The following is a 24,293-nucleotide window of genomic DNA, read 5'->3' on the forward strand; positions in this document are numbered from 1 at the left end:
ATTTACATACGCCGAATGAACATGATGTGTTCCTCTATGACCGCCTCTGGCGGGCCATAAGGTCATGCGTGCTTAGAATTTGACGTGTTACCCCAAGCCCCGCCAGAGATGGACGGGGCTTTTTAGTTCCCCCGTCCGAACATGGCTGACGGAGAGTGAAATGTTCGAGATTAGACGAGCCGGCCACAGCGATTCCCAAACAGCATTCGACATTCGCCTTCTAGCGATACGGCATCAATGCATCGGCGCCTATACTGAAAAGCAGCTATTGGCGTGGACGGCTGGTGCGGCTGCGGATGGCTATTACACACTGATGGAGAAGCACTTCTATCTGGGCTGTATTGACGGAGAGCCGGTGGCAACAGGAATGCTTGATCTGGAGAACAGCGAAATCGGCGCGATCTTTGTGCATCCTGGCTTTATGCAGCGGGGTATCGGCAGGAGAGTCCTGGACCACCTTGAGTCCCTGGCGCGAGAATTGGGCCTGGAGGAAGTCAAGCTTGATGCAACTTTGAATGCGGCTAACTTTTACCGACGCTACGGTTTCGTGGGTGAGAAGCCTGCGATTTACCATTCCCCTTCGGGGCTTCAACTGGCATGTGTCCCTATGGTGAAGGGGCTTTTATAGCGCAGGTTTGACTTGATCTCTCAGGAACTGGAGCAAGAAAGGTTACGGGTTTCTGAAAATCCATTACCTCTCAAACGCAAAAACGGCACCGAAGGTGCCGTTTGTGTTTTCTGCGATCTACCGCTACACGATCAACCTGTCAGGCCAGCCTGCTGAACCAAAGTCAGCAACGGCTGCGGATACACACCAAGGAAGAACGCCAACACGGCGATGGCCAGCAGCATCACGCCGCCTGCCTTCTGTTCCCAGTGCAGCTCGGCATCGTGGCGACGCAGGTTTGGTTCCATCAGGTACAGGGTGACCATCACGCGCAGGTAGTAGAACACGCCGATGGCACTGCCCAGCACCAGGGAGCCGACCAGCCACCATTGGTGGGCTTCGACGCCGGTGGCGATGATGTAGAACTTGCCGATGAAGCCGGCGGTCAGCGGGATGCCGGCCAGGGACAGCATCATCACGGTCAGCACGGCGGTCAGGTACGGACGGCGCCAGAACAGGCCGCGGTATTCGTACAGGGCGTCGGCGTCGCGGCCGTTGTATGGCGAGGACATCAGGGTGATCACGCCGAAGGCGCCGAGGCTGGTGATCACGTAGGTGACCAGGTACACGCCGATGGCTTCCACGGCCAGGCCCTTGCTGGCGATCAGGGCGATCAGCAGGTAACCGAAGTGGGCGATGGACGAGTAACCCAGCAGACGCTTGAGGTTGCTCTGGGTCAGCGCCAGCAGGTTACCGAACAGGATCGACGCAATGGCGATGATGGTCAGGACGTTGCTCAGCACACCGCTGCTGGCCACTGGCGAGATCTGGAACAGACGCACCATCACCGCGAACACCGCCACTTTCGACGCGGTGGCCAGGAACGCCGCCACTGGCGCCGGGGCGCCTTCGTAGACGTCCGGGGTCCAGAGGTGGAAGGGCACCAGCGACAGCTTGAACGCCAGGCCGATCAGCATCATGCCCAGGCCCAGTTGCGCGATCGGGCTAGGCAGGCCGGTGGCCGCCAGGGCCTGGCCGATGCCGACGAAGCTCAGGGTGCCGGCTTCGGCGTAGAGCAGGGCCATGCCGAACAACAGGAACGCGGAACCGGCCGCCGACAGCACCATGTACTTGATGCCGGCTTCCAGGGAGCGCTTGTTGAAGAAGGCGTAGGCCACCAGGCCGTAGACCGGCACCGACAGCAGTTCCAGGCCGATGAACAGGCTGGCCAGGTGCTGCGCGCTGACCAGGACCAGGCCACCGGCGGCGGCCATCAGGATCAGCAGGTACAGTTCTTCGCGGTTGCCCGGGTAACCCGAACCGCCATCGCCAAGGTAGGCGTGGGCGAGGGTGACGCAGGCCAGGGTGGCGACCAGGATCAACGCCATGTACAGGCAGGCGAAGCTGTCGATCTGCAGCAATGGCGTGACCGCCAGTGGTGCGACTTTCAGGGCCGGCAGGATCGACAGCAGGGCCAGGTTCAGCCCCGCTACCGACAGCAGGAAAGTCTGTGAGTGATTGCGCCGCCAGGCGATTGCCAGCATCACCACGATGATCGTGGCGCTGGTGATCAACAGCGGCGCAAGCGCGATAAAGTGTTGAATCGTGAATTCCATAGCGCTCTTACCGGGCCGAAGCGAGTTGAGAGAAGGCGGTGCCGAGCCACTGCTGCACGCCATGCATCGTGGCGGCAGAGGTGTCGAGGAACGGTTGCGGGGACACGCCGAGGTAAACCAGCAGCACCGCAAGGCCGAGCACCATGATCAGTTCGCGACCGTCCATGCCGCGCAGCGCTTCGTCCGACTTGGACGGGCCGAAGTAGGCGCGGTGGATCATGATCAGCGAGTAGACCGAACCGAACACCAGGCCGGAAGTCGCAATGGCGGTGATCCATGGCGAACTGACGAACGAGCCGATCAGGATCAGGAACTCGCCGACGAAGTTACCCGTGCCCGGCAAGCCCAGGGAGGCGGCTGCGAAGAACAGGCTGATGGCCGGCAGGTAGGCGATGCGCGACCAGATGCCGCCCATCTCACGCATGTCCCGGGTGTGCAGGCGTTCGTACAACTGGCCGCTGAGGATAAACAGCGCCGCCGCCGACAGACCGTGAGCCAGCATCTGGATCACCGCGCCTTGCAAGGCCAGCTGGCTGCCGGAGTAGATCCCGATCAGCACGAAGCCCATGTGCGAAACGCTGGAGAACGCGATCAGGCGCTTGATGTCGGTCTGGGCGAACGCCAGGAACGCACCGTAGAAAATCCCGATCAGGCCCAGGGTCATGGCAATCGGCGCGAACTCCGCCGAGGCATTGGGGAACAACGGCAGGGCGAAGCGCAGCAGGCCATAGGCCGCAGTCTTGAGCAAGATACCCGCCAGGTCCACGGAACCTGCGGTCGGCGCCTGGGCGTGGGCATCCGGCAGCCAGGAGTGGAACGGCACCACCGGCAGCTTCACCGCGAAGGCGATGAAGAAGCCCAGCATCAGCACGTACTCGGTGGTCTTGGACATCTGCACTTTCAACAGGTCGGCGTAGTTGAAGGTAATCACGCCGGTGTTGTTGAAGTTGACCAGTACCAGCCCAAGGATCGCCACCAACATGATCAGGCCGGACGCCTGGGTGAAGATGAAGAACTTGGTCGCCGCGTAGATCCGGGTTTTCTTGCCGTCCGAAGAGCTGTGACCCCAGAGCGCGATGAGGAAGTACATCGGCACCAGCATCATTTCCCAGAAGAAGAAGAACATGAACAGGTCCAGCGCCAGGAACACGCCGATCACACCGCCCAGGATCCACATCAGGTTCAGGTGGAAGAAGCCGACGTGACGCTGGATCTCTTTCCAGGAGCAGAGTACCGAGAGGATACCCAGCAGGCCGGTCAGCAGGATCATCAACAGCGACAGGCCGTCGAGGGCCAGGTGCACGCTGATGCCGAAGCGCGCGATCCATGCGTGCTTGAATTCAAGCGCCCAGGTCGGATCGGCGCCAGGGGCCGGAGCAAATGAATAGTCGCCGGTCGCCCACAGCCAGAGGCCGAGCGCGAGTTCCAGGGACATGGTCAGCAGCGCAATCCAGCGCGGGAGCGTGGAGCTGGAGCGCTCCGCGATCCAGCACAGCAGGCCGCCGATGAAGGGGATCAGGATTAGCCAGGGCAGAATCATGACGGGCTCGTTTCCTTTCGCAAGTTCGCAAGGTTCATATCAGACCGCTACCAGCACGATGGCGCCGATAACCAGCACGGCGCCAGCCGCCATGGAAGCCGCATACCAACGCAGTTGACCGGTCTCGGTACGGCTCAGGGCGGTGTGGCCGCCCTTGGCCATGCGCGGGATCAGGCCAATGGTCTGGTCGAGCGGGTCTTTGCGCAGAATGTGGCTGATCGCAAGGTATGGCTTGACGAACAGTTTGTCGTAGATCCAGTCGAAGCCCCAGGCGGCGAACCACCAGGCCGAGAGGAACCGCCCGATGCCGCTGTTGGCGATGGCCGTGACGAAACGACGCTTGCCCAGGAACAGCAGGGCGGCCAGCAGGATGCCCGCCAGGGCGATGGCGCCCGAGGCGATTTCCAGGCTGTGCTTGGCTTCGCCGCCGGCATGGCCGACGCTTTGCGGCAGCACATCGGCCAGCGGTGGGGTGATCATCGCGCCGACGAAGGTCGACAGCACGATCAGCACCGACAGCGGCAGCCAGTGGGCAATGCCGTGGCCAGCGTGGGCTTCGGTCTTGGCTTCACCGTGGAACGCGATGAAGATCAGGCGGAAGGTGTACAGCGAGGTCATGAACGCACCCACCAGGCCGGCATAGAGCAGGCCCTGGTTGCCGCTGGCGAACGCTTCCCAGAGGATCTCGTCCTTGGAGTAGAAACCGGCAGTGACCAGTGGCAAGGCCGCCAGGGCCGCGCCGCCGACGATGAAGCTGGTGTAGGCCAGCGGCAGCTTCTTCCACAGGCCGCCCATCTTGAAGATGTTCTGCTCGTGGTGGCAGGCCACGATCACCGCACCGGAGGCAAGGAACAGCAGGGCCTTGAAGAAGGCGTGGGTCATCAGGTGGAAGATCGCGCCTTCCCAGGCACCGACGCCCAGGGCCAGGAACATGTAGCCGATCTGGCTCATGGTCGAGTAGGCGAGGATGCGCTTGATGTCGGTCTGTACCAGTGCGGCAAAACCAGCCAGCACCAGGGTCACGCCGCCGACGATGCCCACCAGGTGCAGGATGTCCGGCGCCAGGGCGAACAGGCCGTGGGTACGAGCGATCAGGTAGACGCCCGCGGTCACCATGGTCGCGGCGTGGATCAGTGCCGAGACCGGGGTAGGACCGGCCATCGCGTCCGCCAGCCAGGTTTGCAATGGCAGTTGCGCGGATTTACCGACAGCACCACCGAGCAGCATCAGGGTGGCGAGGACAATCCAGAAGTCGCCGACCTTGAAGTGTTCCGGTGCCTTGACCAGCAGTTCCTGGATATTCAGCGTGCCCAGTTGCTGGAACAGGATGAACAGGCCGATGGCCATGAACACGTCGCCGATCCGGGTGACGATGAACGCCTTGAGCGCCGCGTTACCGTTGTTGCGGTTGCTGTAGTAGAAACCGATCAACAGATACGAGCACAGGCCCACGCCTTCCCAACCGAAGTACAGGAACAACAGGTTATCGCCGAGTACCAGGAACAGCATGCTGGCGATGAACAGGTTGGTGTAGGCGAAGAAGCGCGAGTAACCGGCTTCACCGCGCATGTACCAGGAGGCGAACAGGTGGATCAGGAAACCCACGCCGACCACCACGCCCAGCATGGTGATGGACAGGCCGTCCAGGTAGAGGGCGAAGTTCGGCGTGAAGCCTTCTACCGCCATCCAGCGCCACAGCACCTGCACATACACACCGCCTTCGGGCGGGGCGACGTTGAACTGCCAGATCACGTAGGCCGTGACGAGGGCGGACAGGCCAATGGAACCCACGCCGACCAGCGCCGAAAGGTTTTCCGACCAGCGTCCACGGGAGAACGACAGCAGCAGGAAACCGATGAGGGGGAATACGAAAGTCAAAAAGATTAGGTTCATCCGCGCATCTCGCTGGCAGCGTCGATATCGAGAGTGTGGAAGCGGCGGTACAGCTGCAACAGGATCGCCAGGCCGATACTGGCCTCGGCGGCTGCCAGGCTGATCACCAGGATGAACATGATCTGTCCATCCGGCTGGGCCCAGCGAGCGCCCGCGACGATGAAGGCCAGGGCGGAGGCATTCATCATGACCTCCAGGCTCATCAGCACGAACAGAATGTTACGGCGGACCATCAGGCCGACCAGACCGAGGCAGAACAGGATGCCGGCAACCGCCAGACCATGCTCGAGAGGGATAGCAGGCATGTGATTACTCCTTCGCCTCGTTACGGCCCAAATGGAACGCCGTGACGGCTGCGGCAAGCAGCAGCATCGAGGCGAGTTCGACAGCCAGCAGGTACGGACCGAACAGGCTGATGCCCACGGCCTTGGCGCCTACGGTGGTGTGGCCGATGGCCTGGCCGCTCTGGTGAGCGAACAGCACATACAGCAGTTCACCCAGCAGCAGGGCGGCGAGAATCACCGGCCCCGCCCAGATGCCGGGCTTGAGCCAGGAGCGCTCCTGCTGGACCGAGGCCGGGCCCAGGTTCAGCATCATCACCACGAACACGAACAGCACCATGATGGCGCCGGCGTAGGCGATCACTTCCAGGGCACCGGCGAACGGTGCGCCAAGGGCGAAAAAGGTCATGGCCACGGCGATCAGCGAAATGATCAGGTAGAGCAGGGCATGTATGGGATTGGTGTTGGTGACCACACGAAGCGTGGACACCACCGCGATACCCGATGCGAAATAGAAAGCGAATTCCATCTTTCTTCCTTAAGGCAGCAAGCTCTTCACGTTGATCGGTTCGGCTTCATTCTGCGCGGCGCCTTTCGGCTTACCGGCAATGGCCATGCCTGCAACACGATAGAAGTTGTAATCAGGGTTTTTACCGGGACCGGAAATCAGCAGATCTTCTTTCTCGTACACCAGGTCCTGACGTTTGAACTCGGCCATTTCGAAATCCGGCGTGAGCTGGATCGCGGTGGTCGGGCACGCTTCCTCGCAGAGGCCGCAGAAAATGCAGCGCGAGAAGTTGATGCGGAAGAAGTCCGGGTACCAGCGACCATCTTCGGTTTCAGCTTTCTGCAGCGAGATGCAACCCACCGGGCACGCCACGGCGCACAGGTTGCAGGCCACGCAGCGTTCTTCGCCGTCGGGGTCGCGGGTCAGGACGATACGGCCGCGATAGCGCGGCGCCAGGTAGACCGGCTCTTCCGGGTATTGCAGGGTGTCGCGCTTGCGAAAGCCATGGCCGAAGATCATGACCAGGCTTCGCAGTTGGGTACCGGTACCCTTAACGATGTCGCCAATATATTTGAACATGGGTCAAATCCTCACTGAACCGCGGCCGCAGGCGCGTTCATCAAAACGATCGCAGCGGTCACCAGCATGTTGATCAGGGTCAGCGGCAGGCAGAATTTCCAGCTGAAGTCCATCACCTGGTCGTAGCGTGGGCGCGGGATCGAGGCGCGCAGCAGGACGAACAGCATGATGAAGAACGCGGTCTTCAGGGCAAACCAGACGAAGGACAGTTGCGGCAGGATGCCGAACGGACCGTGCCAGCCACCGAAGAACAATGTCACCAACAGCGCCGAGATCAGGATGATGCCGATGTATTCACCGACGAAGAACATGCCCCATTTCATGCCGGCATATTCAATGTGGTAACCGTCGGCCAGTTCCTGTTCCGCTTCCGGCTGGTCGAAGGGGTGACGGTGAGTCACGGCCACGCCAGCGATGAAGAAGGTACAGAAGCCGAAGAACTGCGGAATGATGAACCACAGGTTCTGGGCCTGGTACTCGACGATGTCGCGCATGTTGAACGAGCCGGCCTGGATCACGATACCCATGAGCGCCAGGCCCATGAACACTTCGTAGGACACGGTCTGGGCCGAGGCCCGCAGGCTGCCCAGCAGGGCGAACTTGTTGTTGCTCGACCAGCCGGCGAACAGCACCGCGTACACCGACAGGCCGGCCATGGCGAAGAAGAACAGCAGGCCGATGTTCAGGTCCGCCACGCCCCAGGTCGGGGTGATCGGGATAATCGCGAAGGCGATCAGCAAGGCGCTCATGGCCACGACCGGTGCCAGGGTGAAGATCACCTTGTCGGCAAACGGTGGTGTCCAGTCTTCCTTGAAGAACATCTTGATCATGTCGGCGGCGATCTGGAACATGCCGAACGGGCCGACGCGGTTCGGACCGTAGCGGTCCTGCCACCAGCCCAGCAGGCGACGTTCGACGAAGCTCAGCAGCGCACCGCAGACCACCACGGCCAGCAGGATCACGATAGCCTTGAGAACCGTCAGGATCACGGCGATCACTTCGGGGGTGAACCAGCTCATTGCGCTGCCTCCTGCAGACCGTCGACGGTTTTGCCGAAAATCGCCGGCGGAATACCCGCCAGGCCGGCCGGCAAGGCCACCAGGCCGGCGCCCAGTTCTTCATTGATGCGCAGCGGCAGACGCAGGGTCTGGCCGGCAACGTTCAGGCTCAGCAGGGCGCCGTCGTTGACGCCCAGGCGATCGGCTTCGGACTTGGCCAGCGCCACGTAGGCGGCCGGGATGCGTTCCTGCACCGGCGCGGCTTTGGACGAGTTCTCTTCGCTGCCGAACAGGTGATGGAACGGCACGACTTGCCAGGTGCCCGGCGCCGGGTTGAAGGCGCGCGGCACGCTGGCGAACCAGCTGAGGCCATCGCCCTGGCTTTCGATCAGGCGGGTGCCCGGATCACCGGCACGCAGGTGACCGCCGACTTCGTCCTGGAACTTGTTCCAGGCTTGCGGCGAGTTCCAGCCCGGCGACCAGGCGAACGGCACCTGGGAACGCGGTTCGGTCGAACCCGAGTAACCTTCCATGGAGAACGAGAACGCGGTGTCCGTGTCCTGGGAGGTGCGCGGTTCGTGGACGCTGATGTTGGCGCGCATGGCGGTGCGGCCGCTGTAGCGCAGCGGTTCGCGGGCCAGTTTCAGGCCTTTGATGCGGAACGAAGCCGACGGTGCGGCATCGACGATGCGGGCCAATTGCGGGTTGCTTTCGGCGCAGGCGGCAGTCGCGTGGTCCAGTTGCGTCCAATCCACCGGCTGGTCCAGCAGGGTCGAGCGCAGGGCGTGCAGCCAGCGCCAGCCTTCGTGAACCAGGATGCTGGCGTCCAGGTAAGTCGGGTCGAACACCTGGAAGAAGCGCTGGGCACGGCCTTCCTGGCTGACCAGCGTACCGTCGCCTTCGGCGAAGCTCGCCGCCGGCAGCACCAGGTGGGCGCGGTCGGCGGTGGCGGTTTTCTGATGGTCGGCGACGATCACCACTTTCGCGGCGCTCAAGGCGGCGTCCACCCGGGCTTTGTCAGTGCGGGTGTACAGGTCGTTTTCCAGCACCACGATGGCGTCGGCACTGCCGTCGATCACCGCTTGCAGGGCCGCGTCCACCGATTCACCACCGAGCATGGCCAGGCCGAGGCTGTTGGCCTCCGGTACGATCAGGCTGATGGAACCGTTCTTCTCGCGCAGCTTCAGGGCCTTGGCGATGTTGGCGGCGGCTTCGATCAGCGCCTTGGAACCCAACGAGGTGCCGGCGATGATCAATGGACGCTTGGCGGCCAGCAGGGCGTCGGCGATGCGTTGGGCCAGGGCGGCCGCTTCGCTGTCCAGGCCGTCGACAGCCGGGGCGCTGGCGTCCAGGGCGTGGGCCACGGCGAAACCGATGCGCGCCAGGTCGTCCGGAGCGGCGTGGACGCATTCTTCGGCGACGTCGTCGAGCTTGGTTTCAGCAAGGCTGGCAATGAACAGCGGGTTCAGCGCGTCTTGGCCGATGTTCTTCACGGCGGCGTCGAGCCATGGCTGGACGCGCATGGCGTCGGCCATGTCCTCGGCCTTGCCCTTGACCGACTGGCGCAGGGCCAGGGCCATGCGGGCGGCGGTCTGGGTCAGGTCTTCGCCAAGGACGAACACGGCGTCGTGGTCTTCGATGTCGCGCATCGTCGGCACGGGCAGCGGGCTGTCCTTGAGCACTTGCAGCACCAGGCGGATGCGTTCCAGCTCGCCGGCTTCGATGCCACTGTAGAAGTGCTCGGCGCCGACCAGTTCACGCAGGGCGTGGTTGCTTTCCAGGCTGGCCCGTGGCGAACCGATGCCGACGATGTTGCGACCGCGCAGCAGCTCGGCGGCCTTGTCCAGCGCTTCGTCCAGGCCCAACTTGGCGCCGCCCGCCAGTTGCGGTTGGCGCGGACGATCGGTGCGGTTGACGTAGCCATAGCCGAAACGGCCACGGTCACACAGGAAATACTGGTTCACCGAACCGTTGAAGCGGTTTTCGATGCGACGCAGTTCACCGTAGCGTTCGCCTGGGGAGATGTTGCAACCGCTGGAGCAGCCATGGCAGATGCTCGGCGAGAACTGCATGTCCCATTTGCGGTTGTAGCGCTCGGAGTGGGTCTTGTCGGTGAACACACCGGTCGGGCAGACCTCGGTGAGGTTGCCGGAGAACTCGCTTTCCAGGGTGCCGTCTTCAACGCGACCGAAGTACACGTTGTCGTGGGCGCCGAATACGCCCAGGTCAGTGCCGCCGGCGTAGTCCTTGTAGAAACGCACGCAGCGGTAGCAGGCGATGCAGCGGTTCATCTCGTGGGAGATGAACGGGCCGAGGTCCTGGTTCTGGTGGGTGCGCTTGGTGAAGCGATAGCGGCGCTCGTTGTGGCCGGTCATCACCGTCATGTCTTGCAGGTGGCAGTGACCGCCTTCCTCGCAGACCGGGCAGTCGTGAGGGTGGTTGGTCATCAGCCATTCGACGACGCTGGCGCGAAACACTTTCGCTTCTTCGTCGTCGATGGAGATCCAGCTGCCGTCGGTGGCGGGGGTCATGCAGGACATGACGATCCGACCACGCTTGTCGTTCTCGTCGGTGTACTGCTTGACCGCGCATTGGCGACAAGCGCCAACGCTGCCAAGGGCGGGGTGCCAGCAGAAATAAGGAATGTCGAGGCCCAGGGACAGACATGCCTGTAACAGGTTGTCTGCGCCATCGACTTCGAGCTCTTTGCCGTCTACGTGGATAGTGGCCATGGTTCAAAGTTCTTCGTTGGCCCGGTGTCAGCGGGCGTGGCTAATGGAATCTTGTTATTCGTCCGAATCCAAACAGCCTGGGTAAAAGGCGTCATCGGACGAAAGGCGAAGGGCACGGACCCTTCGCCTTTTAAAGCGTCGTTACGCGCCGACCATGGTCGGCGTGATCACCTGATTGAGGTCCCCGGCGCGCGTTGGCGCGATGCCGGCCTCGAATTCAGGGCGGAAGTATTTGATCGCGCTGCCCAACGGCTCCACGGCACCCGGTGCGTGAGCACAGAAGGTCTTGCCTGGGCCGAGGAAACCCACCAGGCCCAGCAGGGTCTCGATGTCGCCGGCCTGGCCTTCGCCGTTTTCAATGGCCCGCAGCAGCTTGACGCTCCAGGGCAGGCCGTCGCGGCAAGGGGTGCAGAAACCGCACGACTCACGGGAGAAGAACTCTTCCATGTTGCGCAGCAGGGACACCATGTTGACGCTGTCGTCCACCGCCATCGCCAGGCCGGTACCCATGCGGGTGCCCACCTTGGCGATGCCGCCGGCGTACATTTGTGCGTCCAGGTGTTCCGGCAACAGGAAACCGGTACCGGCACCGCCGGGCTGCCAGCACTTGAGCTTGTAGCCGTCGCGCATGCCGCCGGCGTAGTCTTCGAACAGCTCGCGGCCGGTGATGCCGAACGGCAGTTCCCACAGGCCAGGGTTCTTGACCTTGCCGGAGAAGCCCATGAGCTTGGTGCCCATGTCTTCGCTGCCGTCGCGAGCCAGGGATTTGTACCAGTCCACGCCGTCGGCAATGATCGCCGGCACGTTGCACAGGGTCTCGACGTTGTTCACGCAAGTCGGCTTGCCCCACACGCCCACGGCGGCAGGGAAGGGCGGTTTGGAGCGCGGGTTGGCGCGGCGACCTTCGAGGGAGTTGATCAGCGCGGTTTCTTCACCGCAGATGTAACGCCCGGCGCCGGTGTGGACGAACAGCTCGAAATCGAAGCCGCTGCCCAGGATGTTCTTGCCCAACAGGCCTGCGGCCTTGGCTTCTTCCACGGCACGGTTCAGGTGCTTGGCGGCGGTGGTGTATTCGCCACGCAGGAAGATATAGCCGCGGTAGGTTTTCAGCGCACGGGCGCTGATCAGCATGCCTTCGATCAGCAGATGGGGCAGTTGCTCCATCAGCATGCGGTCCTTCCAGGTGTTGGGCTCCATTTCATCCGCGTTGCACAGCAGGTAGCGGATGTTGATGGATTCGTCCTTGGGCATCAGGCCCCACTTCACGCCTGTGGGGAAGCCCGCGCCGCCACGACCTTTAAGGCCGGAATCCTTCACGGTCTGGACGATGTCGTCCTGGGCCATGTCGGTGAACGCCTTGCGCGCGGCGGCATAGCCATTCTTGGCCTGGTATTCGTCCAGCCACACGGCTTCGCCGTCGTCACGCAGACGCCAGGTCAGGGGGTGGGTTTCGGCCGAACGCTGGATGCGGTTGGCGGGCCCGAAGGAAGTCAGGGTCATACGTAGCCCTCCAGCAGTTTGGCGACGCCATCTGGCTTGACGTCACCGAAGGTGTCGTCATCGATCATCAGCGCCGGGGCCTTGTCGCAGTTGCCCAGGCAGCACACCGGCAGCAGGGTGAAACGACCGTCGGCGGTGGTCTGGCCCAGGCCGATGCCCAGCTTGCCCTGGATTTCGCTGACCACGGATTCGTGGCCGCCGATGTAGCAGACCATGCTGTCGCAGACGCGAATGATGTGGCGACCGACTGGCTGGCGGAAAATCTGGCTGTAGAAGGTGGCGACGCCTTCGACGTCGCTGGCCGGGATACCGAGGATCTCGCCGATGGCGTAGAGCGCGCCATCGGGCACCCAGCCACGTTCCTTCTGGACGATCTTCAAGGCTTCGATCGACGCCGCGCGCGGGTCTTCGTAGTGATGCAGCTCGTGCTCGATGGCCGAGCGCTCGGTTTCGCTCAGGGCGAAACGGTCTGTCTGGATAAGCGTGCTATTCATGCTTAGCGGTCCACGTCGGCCATAACGAAATCGATACTACCCAGGTACGCGATCAAGTCCGCGACCATGCTGCCTTTGATCACTGAAGGGATCTGCTGCAGGTGCGGGTAGCTTGGGGTGCGAATCCGGGTGCGGTAGCTCATGGTGCCGCCGTCGCTCGTCAGGTAATAACTGTTGATGCCCTTGGTCGCTTCGATCATCTGGAAGGACTCGTTGGCCGGCATGACCGGGCCCCACGAAACCTGCAGGAAGTGCGTGATCAGGGTCTCGATGTGTTGCAGCGTGCGCTCTTTGGGTGGCGGCGTGGTCAGCGGGTGATCCGCCTTGTACGGGCCTTCCGGCATGTTGCGCATGCACTGGTCGATGATCTTGATGCTCTGGCGCATTTCCTCGACGCGAACCATGCAGCGGTCGTAGGCATCGCCATTGACCGCCAGCGGGACTTCGAATTCGAAGTTTTCATAGCCGGAGTAAGGGCGCGCCTTGCGCAGGTCGAAGTCGCAACCAGTGGAACGCAGGCCGGCACCAGTGACGCCCCATTCCAGGGCTTCCTTGGTGTTGTAGGCGGCGACCCCGACGGTACGGCCCTTGAGGATGCTGTTCTGCAGGGCGGCCTTGGTGTATTCGTCCAGGCGCTTGGGCATCCACTCGACGAAATCCTTGACCAGCTTCTCCCAGCCCCGTGGCAGATCGTGGGCAACGCCACCGATGCGGTACCAGGCCGGGTGCAGGCGGAAACCGGTGATGGCTTCGATCACCGTGTACGCCTTCTGGCGGTCGGTGAAGGTGAAGAACACCGGGGTCATGGCGCCCACGTCCTGGATGTAGGTGCCCAGGAACAGCAGGTGGCTGGTGATACGGAAGAACTCGGCCATCATGATGCGGATGACGTCGACCTTCTCCGGCACTTTGATCCCGGCCAGTTTCTCGACCGAAAGCACGTACGGCAGGTTGTTCATCACCCCACCGAGGTAATCGATGCGGTCCGTGTAGGGAATGTAGCTGTGCCAGGACTGACGTTCGCCCATCTTCTCGGCGCCACGGTGGTGGTAACCGATGTCCGGGACGCAGTCGACGATTTCTTCGCCGTCGAGCTGCAGGATGATGCGGAATGCGCCGTGGGCCGAAGGGTGGTTCGGGCCGAGGTTGAGGAACATGTAGTCCTCGTTGGCGCCCGAGCGCTTCATGCCCCAGTCTTCAGGCTTGAAGCGCGCGGCTTCTTCCTCGAGCTGTTGCTTGGCCAGGGACAGGCTGAACGGGTCGAATTCGGTGGCGCGGGCCGGGAAGTCCTTGCGCAGCGGGTGACCTTCCCAGGTCGGCGGCATCATGATGCGCGTCAGGTGCGGATGGCCGGGGAAATCGATCCCGAACATGTCCCACACTTCACGTTCGTACCAGTTGGCGTTCGGCCAGATACCGGTCACGGTCGGCACGCTAAGGTCGCTTTCGGACAAGGCGACCTTGATCATTACGTCACTATTACGCTCGATCGACAGCAGGTGATAGAACACGGTGAAGTCGACGCCGTCGGGCAGCCCTTGACGCTTGGTGCGCAGACGCTCGTCCACGCCGTGCAGGTCATAGAGCATGACGTACGGCTTGGGCAGGTTGCGCAGGAAGGTCAGGACTTCGACGAGTTTGGCACGGGCCACCCAAAGCACCGGCATGCCGGTACGGGTCGGCTGGGCGGTGAACGCCTCGGGGCCAAAACGGTTGTTCAGTTCGACGACCACATCCTGGTCGTCTGCCTTATAAGGCGGGATGTACAGAGCACTGCCTGTAGTCATGGTTATTTATCGCTTTCGGTCAACGTAAAGAATGAAGCCAGGTTCTCGTTTCTTATGCAGAGCAGAGCTGGATCAGACTTCGTCGGGGCTGCGCAGGTTGGTGACTGCGATACGCTGTTCGCGGCGCTGTTCCTTTTGCGATGGCATCTCGGCGCGATAGACGCCTTGATCACCAACGACCCAGGACAGCGGGCGACGCTCCTGGCCAATCGACTCCTGCAACAGCATCAAGCCTTGCAGGAAAGCTTCAGGGCGAGGGGGGCAGCCAGGCACGTAGACGTCCACGGGCAGGAACTTGTCCACCCCTTGAACGACGGAGTAGATGTCATACATGCCACCGGAGTTGGCGCACGAACCCATGGAGATAACCCACTTCGGTTCGAGCATTTGCTCGTAGAGACGCTGGATGATCGGCGCCATCTTGATGAAGCAGGTTCCGGCGATAACCATGAAATCCGCCTGGCGCGGCGATGCCCGGATCACCTCGGCGCCAAAGCGCGCGATGTCGTGGGGCGCCGTGAAGGCGGTGGTCATTTCCACGTAGCAACACGAAAGGCCGAAGTTGTACGGCCACAGGGAGTTCTTGCGACCCCAGTTGACCGTGCTGTTCAGCACGTCTTCGAGCTTGCCCATGAAGATGTTTTTGTGGACTTGATCCTCTAACGGATCAGCGACGGTTTCCCGCGCGCCAATCGGGTACTGCTCGTTAGGAGCATCGGGGTCGATCCTGGTGAGATTGTATTGCATTGCCAAAGCCTCATTGTTTCAGCTTCGCTTGCCGCTTGCGCCGAGCTTCCGGAGCCCAATCAAGCGCCCCCACTCGGTAAAGGTAGACAAGACCTGCCAACAGAATTGCTATGAAAACGAGAGCTTCGACGAATCCGGTCCAGCCGCTTTCGCGGACGGACACAGACCATGCAAAGAGAAAGAGGGCTTCGATATCGAAGATCACGAACAGCATCGCGACCAGATAGAATTTGGCTGAGAGCCGCAAGCGGGCGCCACCGGTAGGCAGCATGCCGGACTCGAACGGTTCATTTTTGCTGCGGCCCCAGGCTTTTGACCCAAGCAGGCTCGATACGCCGAGCATGAAAGCACACAGGCCAACAACGCCCAGAAGGAAAATGGCAAAGCCCCAGTTGTGGGCCATGAGTCCTGTCGCTTCGGACATGCTGGAAATCCTTAACAGAGAGCAAAGGTCTCTGAGCTTGAATGAAATAACGCAGTGACGATATGTCGCAGCAATCAATCGCGGTGATTTTATGGCTAAACACCGGGCAAGTAAAATTCCTATGGCGAAATTATTTATTGGAATAAGGACATAGCGCACCTCCAGGGCCCTGCGGCCCCGGCCCCGTGGGCGTTGGCCGGTTATTCATCAATAATATTTCGTGCGGAATGTAACAATGATAACGACTTCCAAATGATAATTATTATTATCTGCGCCGGCCTTTTCTACAGTGCACTTAGTGTTGTGTCTGAAAGGCTGTCTTACATCGTCGCTACTGCAGTTGTCAGCGTCGGACGTTTTACTCCTTTTCGGACTGCCCAATACTGCGTTCGATCAATTTTTCTAACGCTGCCCCGAAAGTTTTGTGAAGGGGCGTGGCGCAGCCAGGGGATTTTGCGCGTTTAGGCGATACCGCTTTGGCAGCAAAAATCGGCACGAGGCCCGGCCTAAAGCCTTGAAGAATTGATGGCAAATGGCTATCTTTGCGGCTCATTCATCTAATCATCTATATCAATGCTGGTTAGACAACCGCCCCCTACATAGATAGCTGCGTCAGTTTTCATCGTTCGCGGCTGATTACCAAAGGAATGTCATGAATTCTTGGATCGCGAATATGAGCGTTATGCTCAAGTTGGCTTTGGGCTTTGCCGTTGTACTGCTTCTGACCGCTATCCTTGCCGCGACCGGTTGGTTCAGCCTGGGAAAAATGATCGAGCGCACTGATCGAATGACCAGCATTACCGAGCTTGGCAACCGTCTTGATCACCTGCGCAGGGCTCGCTTGCAATACCAGCTGGACAAGGGCGATGAACAAAAGGGTGCATTGATCCAGGCGTCGTTGGAACAGTTTGTCGCCAAGCAAAAAAGCCTGGCAAACGAGTTGAGAAAACCTGAAAACCAGAAAAAACTTGCGCTGATCGAGCAGGCCAGCACGCAGTATCAAGTGGCGCTGAATACGATGCGCGAGGCTTATCGCAATGACGCAGCCATGCGCAAGGAGATGGGCGTCAATGCGGTCAAGGGCGCCGCGCTGATTGCCAAGGTCATCAATGACGTAGAAGCAATGCCTGTCTCGGATGAGCGCCGTTTTGATCTGTACAAGATCATCCTCAAGGCCAAAGAGGACGTGGCGCTGGTGCGTTATGAAGTGCGTGGCTACACCGGCAACCCCAACAGCGCCACCGAACAAGCCGCCACCCGCCAGCTCGAAAATGCGCTCAAGGGCATCGAAACCCTCAATAGCGCTTTCGGCCCGACCTATGCTGACACCATCAAGCAGCTGGAAACCGCGCTGGTTGCTTATCGCCGTTCGGTGCAGGACTTCACCGCCAGTAATCAGGCCATCGGCAAGGCGGTGCAGGACACCCTCGATTTGGGTGACACCATCACCCGTCTGTCTGATGAAATGTATGCCAGCCAACTGGTTTCCCGTGACGAAGACAGCGCCCAGGCCCGCTTCCTGCAGCTGAGCTGTACTGCCTTGGCGATGTTGTTGGGGATTTTTGCCGCCCTGATCATCACCCGCCAGATTACGCGGCCATTGCAGGACACATTGGCTGTAGTCAATCGCATTGCAGCAGGCGACCTCACGCAAGACATGGTTGTGACCCGTAGTGACGAGCTGGGTGTCTTGCAGCAAGGTATTCAGCGCATGGGCACCACGTTGCGCGACCTGATCGGTGGCATCCGCGATGGCGTCACCCAAATCGCCAGCGCCGCCGAAGAGTTATCGGCCGTCACCGAGCAGACCAGTGCCGGGGTCAATAGCCAGAAGACCGAGACCGACCAGGTGGCCACCGCCATGCACGAAATGTCGGCCACCGTGCATGAAGTCGCGCGTAATGCCGAACACGCTTGCACTGCCGCATCAGAGGCTGATGCACAGGCCCGTATCGGCGACCAAGTGGTCGCGCAGGCCATCGTTCAGATCGAGCGTTTGGCTGGCGAAGTCGGGCGCTCCGTCGAAGCCATGGATGAGTTGGAACAAGAAAGCGCGCGCATCGGCAAGATCATGGACGTGATCAGGGCGGTGGCTGAGCAGACCAACTTGTTGGCCCTTAACGCCGCCATTGAGGCTGCCCGCGCGGGTGACGCCGGGCGCGGTTTTGCCGTGGTCGCCGACGAAGTGCGTGGGCTGGCCCAGCGTACCCAGCATTCCACCGAAGAGATTGAAAGCCTGGTGGCGGGCTTGCAGAACGGTACGCGCCAGGTGTCGAGCATCATGCGAAATAGCCGGGAATTGACCGACAGCAGCGTGGAATTGGCCGGCAAGGCCGGCACCTCCCTGGGCAAGATCACCCAGGCGGTTTCTGGTATTCAGGCCATGAACCAGCAGATTGCCGCTGCTGCGGTGCAACAAAGCTCGGTGGCCGAGGAAATCAGTCGCAGTATCCTGGGCGTGCGCGATGTATCCGAACAGACCGCCTCGGCCAGCGAAGAAACCGCAGCCTCCAGCATCGAGCTGGCGCGCCTGGGTAACCAGTTGCAGCAGTTGGTCAGTCACTTCAAAGTGTAAAAAACGGCGAAAAAAAAAGCCCCGAACCAGTCGGGGCTTCAGATCGTCGGCTTTGCGGTTAGTTTTTATCCGGTCCGCAAGGGCCGCTTACTCGAGGCAAGCGTGTGAATCAGTGGAACTGTTCTTCTTCGGTGGAGCCGGTCAGTGCGGTCACCGACGAAGTGCCGCCCTGGATCACGGTGGTCATGTCGTCGAAGTAGCCGGTGCCCACTTCCTGCTGGTGAGCCACGAAGGTGTAGCCCTTGGCGGCGTCAGCGAACTCTTGCTCTTGCAGCTTCACGTAGGCGGTCATGTCGTTGCGGGCGTAGTCGTGCGCCAGGTTGAACATGCTGTGCCACATGTTGTGGATGCCGGCCAGGGTGATGAACTGGTGCTTGTAGCCCATGGCGGACAGCTCGCGCTGGAACTTGGCGATGGTCGCGTCGTCCAGGTTTTTCTTCCAGTTGAAGGAAGGCGAGCAGTTGTACGACAGGATCTGGTCCGGGTATTCCTTTTTGATCGCTTCGGCGAAGCGACGGGCTTCGTCCAGGTCCGGCTTGGCGGTTTCGCACCAGATCAGGTCGGCGTATGGCGCGTAGGCCAGGCCACGGGCGATGGCCTGGTCGAGGCCGGCGCGCACCTTGTAGAAGCCTTCCTGGGTACGGGTACCGGTTACGAATGGCTGGTCGTACGGGTCGCAGTCGGAAGTCAGCAGGTCAGCAGCGTTGGCGTCGGTACGGGCCAGGATGATGGTCGGTACACCGGCGACGTCGGCAGCCAGGCGAGCGGCGGTCAGTTTCTGCACGGCTTCCTGGGTCGGTACCAATACTTTGCCGCCCATGTGGCCGCATTTCTTCACCGAAGCCAGTTGGTCTTCGAAGTGAACGCCGGCGGCGCCTGCTTCGATCATGCTCTTCATCAGCTCGTAGGCGTTCAGTACACCGCCGAAACCGGCTTCAGCGTCAGCCACGATGGGGGCGAAGTAGTCGATGTAGCCTTCGTCGCCCGGGTTCTTGCCGGCTTTCCACTGGATCTGGTCGGCACGACGGAACGAGTTGTTGATGCGCTTGACCACGGTTGGAACCGAATCCACCGGGTACAGCGATTGGTCGGGGTACATCGACTCGGCGGAGTTGTTATCCGCGGCCACTTGCCAGCCCGACAGGTAGATCGCCTGGATACCCGCCTTGACTTGCTGCACAGCCTGGCCGCCGGTCAGGGCGCCCATGCAGTTGACGAAATCTTTCTCGGGACGGAAGGCTGGCTTGGCGCCCTGGGTCACCAGGTTCCAGAGCTTCTCGGCGCCCATCTTTGCGAGAGTGTGCTCAGGTTGAACCGAGCCACGCAGACGGACGACATCAGCAGCGGAATAATTGCGCGTCACGCCTTTCCAGCGCGGGTTCTCAGCCCAGTCTTTTTCAAGGGCTGCAATTTGCTGTTCGCGTGTCAGTGCCATGGAGATAAACCTCGTCGCGTCTTGTAGAAAAAGTCGTTCTTGGGGTGAACAATTCCTGCCAGCTGCACCAAATTTGGCGTAGAAGGCTGCTCGCAGGCCAGGGGGCCGGGCGCACAAGTCGGTTCAGGCGGGGAGGCGATGGGATGAACGATGGCTCGAGGGGAAAGTGAGCAGGTAGAGGCGAACTGCGGGCGCATTCGGGCGTCGTGGGCCTTAGTACGAACTCAGAGTGATGCCGGGTTACCTAGTTACGCTTCCGTCCCTCGGGACAACTTCGTTCCAGTCGCAACCTCGTCAAACACACCTTGTGGGCGGTACAGACACGAATCGGCTCGCAGGGTAGTTGCAAGCGTCGACCCGAAGGCCCTTGCCAGGGCCCCTGATTAGCGGGAGCGAGGCCATCATGCCTTCGGTTTTTTGCCTCGTCAAACGTTTTGTAGTGCTTTTTTTCGAGCACTACATCTTTGGTCTAATACGACTCATCAGTCAGTTTTTGGTGCTTCAGTTCAGGGTGTCGACCTTGACCCGCAAAATCATGTCGTCGCGGCCCTGGGTTGAGTAGCTGCGGGTCAGGCCTTGTTTGTCGGCCTGATTCTGACGATTCACGCCGGCCAGGGTGATCCATTCACCCAGGCGGCCACTGACGCTTGTGTCGGTACTCTGAACGTTCACTACATCGGGACGTTCCTGGCTCATGCGGTCACGATTGGTGCTGATACTCAGATGAACGGTCTCGCCGGTGACGCTGGCCGTGACATAAAAACCCTGGGTGACGTTGCGGTATTCGGTCTGGCTCTGCATGCGGCCGTAGCTGTCGGTCTGGTTGCTGGTGAAGGGCACGCTCTGGCCCACCTGGATCAATGCCGGCTGGCCTTCGCTGGCTTGCACCTGCTGCACACCGCCTTCACGGCTGGCGGTGCTGCGGTTGATGATGCGGGTCTGGCTGGGGGCGGCGCCGTTGATGGAGTAACCCTGGTCGCCCTGCAGGTTGTTTTCATTGGTATCGACGGTGATCAGCAAGCGCTTGGGGGCGGTGTCCAATTGGGCGAGGAATTGCCGGAGTTCTTCGATTTTGCCGGGCTCGGCGTTGACGATCAGTTGGTTGCCGTAGGCGCTGACCTGGCCGTCCTTGCCAATGAAATTCTGCGCCACCGGCAGCAGGTCGGCGCTGGTACGGTAGTTCAGCGGCACAATCTCCGTGGCGGCCATGACCGACAGGCTGCAGCCAAGTAGCAGGGTGGCCAGGAAGGTGCGTAGAGGCATGTCCATTTCTCCGCGAGACAAAGGCTTGATATTGCCAGTTTGTCGGCCCCGGGTGGGGTAAGTTGAATGGTAGACGGCAAAACGCCCCGGCATCGGGGATGGCGGGGCGTTTTGGGTGTTGTGTGATGCCCTTGTGGCGAGGGAGCTTGCTCCCGCTGGTCGCGAAGCGGCCCTAAAAAACAGGGCTGCTGCGCAGCCCAGCGGGAGCAAGCTCCCTCGCCACAAAGGCCATCATCTCTCTGGCAAGCGGGGTTCAGGCCGAATGCCGCACCATGTCCACATGGGGAATCCCGGCTTCCAGGAACTCCTCGCTGACCACTGCAAAACCCAGCCGCTCATAGAACGGCGTGGCATGCACCTGGGCGCTGAGCATCTGTTGCTTGAGCCCACGCTTCTCGGCTTCGGCGATCACCGCATGCATCAGCGCATCGCCGACCTTCAGGCCACGCCAGTCCTTGAGGACCGAGACACGGCCGACATGGCCGTCGGTCAGCAGGCGAGCGGTGCCGATGGGAAAGTCGCCTTCAAACGCCAGGAAGTGCACGGCGCCTTGGTCATCGGCGTCCCATTCCAACTCGGGCGGCACGGATTGTTCGGCAATGAACACGGTCTCACGAATGCGCCGGATCTCGGCGTTATCCTTTTGCCAGTCTGCGACACGAACGTGGATTTTATTCATCGGCGAACCCCAGGCTGCCTTGCTTGACCAGCTCGCAGATCAGGCTGCGACCATCTTCGTCGGCCAGCCACGGGCCGAGGTTTTCGCTGTGCAGGGCGTCGGCGGCGCAGATCATTTTCAGCAGTTCGCGCAGCTTGCCCGGCAGATAACGGCTCTGGCCGCTGGCGAACAGCAGCAGGTCGTCGTCGACTTCCGACCAGGCCAGGCGGGCGCTTGGGTTGCGGATGATCACCGCGCCTTGCTCCAGGCCGGCCAACAGCTCGTCATCTTCCATTTCCGGACCTACCACCAGTTCCGGGTAACGCGGCTCGGTCATGAACTGGCCGAACCAGGTCAGCAGCAAGCGCTCGTCGCTCATGTGCTCGGCCAGCAGGCCCTTGAGACGGTCGAGGGCGTCGTGCTGGATCTGGTGCGGGTCGGCAACCGGGCGCGCGTCGGCGTCGGTGTAGCGTTCTTCGTCCGGCAGGAACTGGCTGAGGAAGTCGGTGAAGTGGGTCAGCACTTCGGCCGCGCTCGGTGCACGGAAGCCCACCGAGTAAGTCATGCAGTCATCCACGGCGACGCCGCAGTGGGCCAGGCGCGGTGGCAGGTAAAGCATGTCGCCCGGTTCCAGGATCCACTCGTCGGTGGTCTCGAAGTCGGCGAGGATGCGCAGATCGGCATGCTCGAGCAGCGGGCTCTGGGAGTCGCACATCTGGCCGATTTTCCAGTTGCGCTTGCCATGGCCCTGCAGCAGGAACACGTCATAGTTATCGAAATGCGGACCGACGCTGCCACCCGGAGCGGCGAAGCTGATCATCACATCGTCGATGCGCCAGCTTGGCAGGAAGCGGAAGTGTTCCAGCAGTTCGCCAACCTCGGGTACGAACTGGTCGACGGCCTGCACCAGCAGGGTCCATTCGCGTTCCGGCAGTTTGCTGAATTCGTCTTCGGCGAACGGGCCGCGACGCATTTCCCAAGGGGTCTCGCCGTGCTCGATCACCAGGCGCGATTCGACTTCTTCTTCCAGCGCCAGGCCGGCCAGTTCATCGGCGTCGAGAGGGCTTTCGAAATCAGGGATCGCCTGACGGATCAGCAACGGTTTTTTCTGCCAGTAGTCGCGCAGGAACTCCCGTGCCGTGATGCCGCCGAGGAGTTGCAGAGGAATATCAGGATTCATGTGTAACCTATTGAAAAAAATTACTTTTCAGACGCGAATAAAAACGCCCGGCGCGGCCGGGCGTCTCAGGGCAAAACGGTGGATCAGATGCGCTTGGCTTGTGCCGCCGCGTTGCCGATGTAGTTGGCCGGCGTGAGCTTTTTCAACTCGGCGCGGGCTTGGGCAGGCATGTCCAGGCCATCGATGAAAGTCTGCAACGCTTCAGGGCTGATGCCCTTGCCACGGGTCAGTTCTTTCAGTTTTTCGTACGGGTTTTCGATGTTGTAGCGACGCATCACGGTCTGGATCGGCTCGGCCAGGACTTCCCAGCAAGCGTCCAGGTCGGCGGCGATTTTCTGCTCGTTCAGTTCCAGCTTGCTGATGCCCTTGAGGCTGGCTTCGTAGGCGATGACGCTGTGGGCAAAACCCACGCCCAGGTTGCGCAGCACGGTGGAGTCGGTCAGGTCGCGCTGCCAGCGGGAGATCGGCAGTTTGCTCGCCAGGTGCTGGAACAGCGCGTTGGCGATGCCCAGGTTGCCTTCGGAGTTTTCGAAGTCGATCGGGTTGACCTTGTGCGGCATGGTCGAGGAACCGATTTCGCCGGCGATGGTGCGCTGCTTGAAATAACCCAGGGAAATGTAGCCCCAGATGTCACGGTCGAAGTCGATCAGGATGGTGTTGAAGCGCGCGATCGCATCGAACAGTTCGGCGATGTAGTCATGCGGCTCGATCTGGGTGGTGTACGGGTTGAAGCTCAGGCCCAGCTCGTCTTCGATGAAGGCGCGGGCATTGGCTTCCCAGTCGATGTCCGGATAGGCCGACAGGTGCGCGTTGTAGTTGCCCACGGCGCCGTTGATCTTGCCCAGCAGCGGCACGGCGGCGACTTGCGCGATCTGGCGCTCCAGGCGGTACACGACGTTTGCCAGTTCCTTGCCCAGGGTGGTCGGCGAAGCCGGTTGACCGTGGGTGCGCGACAGCATCGGGACGTCGGCGAAGCGGATCGCCAGCTCACGGATGGCCTGGGCGGTCTGGCGCATCAGCGGCAGCATCACCTCATCACGGCCTTCGCGCAGCATCAGGGCGTGGGACAGGTTGTTGATGTCCTCGCTGGTGCAGGCGAAGTGGATGAACTCGCTGACGTTGGCCAGTTCCGGCAGCTTGGCCGCCTGCTCCTTGAGCAGGTATTCGATGGCCTTGACGTCGTGGTTGGTGGTGCGCTCGATTTCTTTGACGCGCTCGGCGTGCTCCAGCACGAAGTTTTCGGCCAGGGCGTTCAGCACCGCGTTGGCTTCGGCGGAAAACGCCGGGACTTCGCCGATGGCAGGGTGGGCGGCCAGGCGCTGGAGCCAGCGCACTTCAACCAGGACGCGGGCACGGATCAGGCCGTACTCGCTGAAAATCGGGCGCAGGGCCTGGGTTTTGCCGGCGTAGCGGCCGTCAACAGGGGAAACCGCAGTGAGCGAAGAGAGCTGCATGGGGTGTTCTCGGACAGTCGGG

The 24,293-nt window shown here is 61.2% G+C and carries 21 protein-coding genes and 1 pseudogene; 3 read left to right on the forward strand and 19 right to left on the reverse strand.

The genetic code is table 11. The annotated features are described in order from the left end of the window. Positions 1-160: 160 nt before the first annotated feature. Positions 161-628 carry a GNAT family N-acetyltransferase gene (locus CD58_RS10580; RefSeq protein WP_025212978.1) on the forward strand — a complete coding sequence of 156 codons (468 nt, stop codon included), beginning with the start codon at positions 161-163 and terminating at the stop codon, positions 626-628. A 131-nt stretch (positions 629-759) separates the two neighbouring features. Here CD58_RS10580 and nuoN read toward each other — a convergent pair whose 3' ends face one another. The 14 genes from nuoN to CD58_RS30255 form a co-directional block, all read right to left on the reverse strand. Next, positions 760-2,223, reverse strand: a complete 1,464-nt coding sequence (gene nuoN / locus CD58_RS10585) for an NADH-quinone oxidoreductase subunit NuoN (protein WP_025212979.1) — start codon at positions 2,221-2,223, stop codon at positions 760-762. A 7-nt stretch (positions 2,224-2,230) separates the two neighbouring features. Continuing rightward, complete coding sequence (gene nuoM, locus CD58_RS10590; RefSeq protein ID WP_025212980.1) at positions 2,231-3,763, reverse strand: NADH-quinone oxidoreductase subunit M; 1,533 nt, start codon at positions 3,761-3,763, stop codon at positions 2,231-2,233. A gap of 39 nt (positions 3,764-3,802) precedes the next feature. Further along, positions 3,803-5,656 (reverse strand): NADH-quinone oxidoreductase subunit L, encoded by a 1,854-nt coding sequence (gene nuoL / locus CD58_RS10595; RefSeq protein ID WP_025212981.1) that lies wholly within the window; start codon positions 5,654-5,656, stop codon positions 3,803-3,805. Next, positions 5,653-5,961, reverse strand: coding sequence for an NADH-quinone oxidoreductase subunit NuoK (nuoK, locus tag CD58_RS10600; RefSeq protein WP_003180046.1), 309 nt, complete (start codon positions 5,959-5,961; stop codon positions 5,653-5,655). The genes nuoL and nuoK overlap by 4 nt, the downstream gene beginning before the upstream one ends. Positions 5,962-5,965: 4 nt before the next feature. Next, entirely contained in the window at positions 5,966-6,466 is a 501-nt protein-coding gene (gene nuoJ / locus CD58_RS10605; RefSeq protein ID WP_025212982.1) for an NADH-quinone oxidoreductase subunit J, read from the reverse strand. A 9-nt stretch (positions 6,467-6,475) separates the two neighbouring features. Next, on the reverse strand, positions 6,476-7,024 hold the full coding sequence (gene nuoI, locus CD58_RS10610) for an NADH-quinone oxidoreductase subunit NuoI (RefSeq protein WP_003180051.1): 549 nt from the start codon (positions 7,022-7,024) through the stop codon (positions 6,476-6,478). An 11-nt stretch (positions 7,025-7,035) separates the two neighbouring features. Next, entirely contained in the window at positions 7,036-8,043 is a 1,008-nt protein-coding gene (nuoH, locus tag CD58_RS10615; RefSeq protein ID WP_025212983.1) for an NADH-quinone oxidoreductase subunit NuoH, read from the reverse strand. Then, on the reverse strand, positions 8,040-10,754 hold the full coding sequence (nuoG, locus tag CD58_RS10620; protein WP_025212984.1) for an NADH-quinone oxidoreductase subunit NuoG: 2,715 nt from the start codon (positions 10,752-10,754) through the stop codon (positions 8,040-8,042). The genes nuoH and nuoG overlap by 4 nt, the downstream gene beginning before the upstream one ends. A 141-nt stretch (positions 10,755-10,895) precedes the next feature. Beyond that, positions 10,896-12,254, reverse strand: coding sequence for an NADH-quinone oxidoreductase subunit NuoF (gene nuoF / locus CD58_RS10625; protein WP_025212985.1), 1,359 nt, complete (start codon positions 12,252-12,254; stop codon positions 10,896-10,898). Further along, positions 12,251-12,748 (reverse strand): NADH-quinone oxidoreductase subunit NuoE, encoded by a 498-nt coding sequence (gene nuoE / locus CD58_RS10630; protein WP_003180060.1) that lies wholly within the window; start codon positions 12,746-12,748, stop codon positions 12,251-12,253. The genes nuoF and nuoE overlap by 4 nt, the downstream gene beginning before the upstream one ends. Positions 12,749-12,750: 2 nt before the next feature. Further along, entirely contained in the window at positions 12,751-14,535 is a 1,785-nt protein-coding gene (gene nuoC, locus CD58_RS10635; RefSeq protein ID WP_025212986.1) for an NADH-quinone oxidoreductase subunit C/D, read from the reverse strand. A 72-nt stretch (positions 14,536-14,607) separates the two neighbouring features. After that, a complete protein-coding gene (locus CD58_RS10640; RefSeq protein ID WP_025212987.1) occupies positions 14,608-15,282 on the reverse strand; it encodes a NuoB/complex I 20 kDa subunit family protein in 675 nt (224 codons plus the stop codon). A 10-nt stretch (positions 15,283-15,292) separates the two neighbouring features. Further along, entirely contained in the window at positions 15,293-15,706 is a 414-nt protein-coding gene (locus CD58_RS10645) for an NADH-quinone oxidoreductase subunit A (protein ID WP_003203367.1), read from the reverse strand. Between the two features lie 358 nt (positions 15,707-16,064). Next, positions 16,065-16,259 carry a hypothetical protein gene (locus CD58_RS30255; protein WP_144238542.1) on the reverse strand — a complete coding sequence of 65 codons (195 nt, stop codon included), beginning with the start codon at positions 16,257-16,259 and terminating at the stop codon, positions 16,065-16,067. A 234-nt stretch (positions 16,260-16,493) separates the two neighbouring features. Here CD58_RS30255 and CD58_RS31825 point away from each other — a divergent pair. Both CD58_RS31825 and CD58_RS31830 read left to right on the forward strand, forming a co-directional pair. Continuing rightward, a pseudogene (locus CD58_RS31825) lies at positions 16,494-17,378 on the forward strand (methyl-accepting chemotaxis protein); the annotation flags it as partial. Between the two features lie 198 nt (positions 17,379-17,576). Further along, positions 17,577-18,281 (forward strand): methyl-accepting chemotaxis protein, encoded by a 705-nt coding sequence (locus tag CD58_RS31830; protein WP_419178834.1) that lies wholly within the window; start codon positions 17,577-17,579, stop codon positions 18,279-18,281. A gap of 109 nt (positions 18,282-18,390) precedes the next feature. On the opposite strand, the gene aceA is transcribed toward CD58_RS31830, so the two are convergent. From aceA to purB, 5 genes are all read right to left on the reverse strand, one after another. Continuing rightward, entirely contained in the window at positions 18,391-19,716 is a 1,326-nt protein-coding gene (gene aceA / locus CD58_RS10655; protein WP_025212989.1) for an isocitrate lyase, read from the reverse strand. Between the two features lie 501 nt (positions 19,717-20,217). Then, positions 20,218-20,979: a secretin N-terminal domain-containing protein gene (locus tag CD58_RS10660; protein WP_025212990.1), complete on the reverse strand. Its 762-nt coding sequence runs from the start codon at positions 20,977-20,979 to the stop codon at positions 20,218-20,220. 253 nt (positions 20,980-21,232) lie between these two features. Continuing rightward, positions 21,233-21,658: a GNAT family N-acetyltransferase gene (locus tag CD58_RS10665; protein WP_025212991.1), complete on the reverse strand. Its 426-nt coding sequence runs from the start codon at positions 21,656-21,658 to the stop codon at positions 21,233-21,235. Further along, positions 21,651-22,817, reverse strand: coding sequence for a cupin domain-containing protein (locus tag CD58_RS10670; protein ID WP_025212992.1), 1,167 nt, complete (start codon positions 22,815-22,817; stop codon positions 21,651-21,653). The genes CD58_RS10665 and CD58_RS10670 overlap by 8 nt, the downstream gene beginning before the upstream one ends. Before the next feature lie 83 nt (positions 22,818-22,900). Next, positions 22,901-24,271: an adenylosuccinate lyase gene (gene purB, locus CD58_RS10675; protein ID WP_025212993.1), complete on the reverse strand. Its 1,371-nt coding sequence runs from the start codon at positions 24,269-24,271 to the stop codon at positions 22,901-22,903. Positions 24,272-24,293: the final 22 nt, after the last annotated feature.

This window comes from Pseudomonas brassicacearum (genome assembly GCF_000585995.1).
GTDB lineage: Bacteria > Pseudomonadota > Gammaproteobacteria > Pseudomonadales > Pseudomonadaceae > Aquipseudomonas > Aquipseudomonas brassicacearum_A.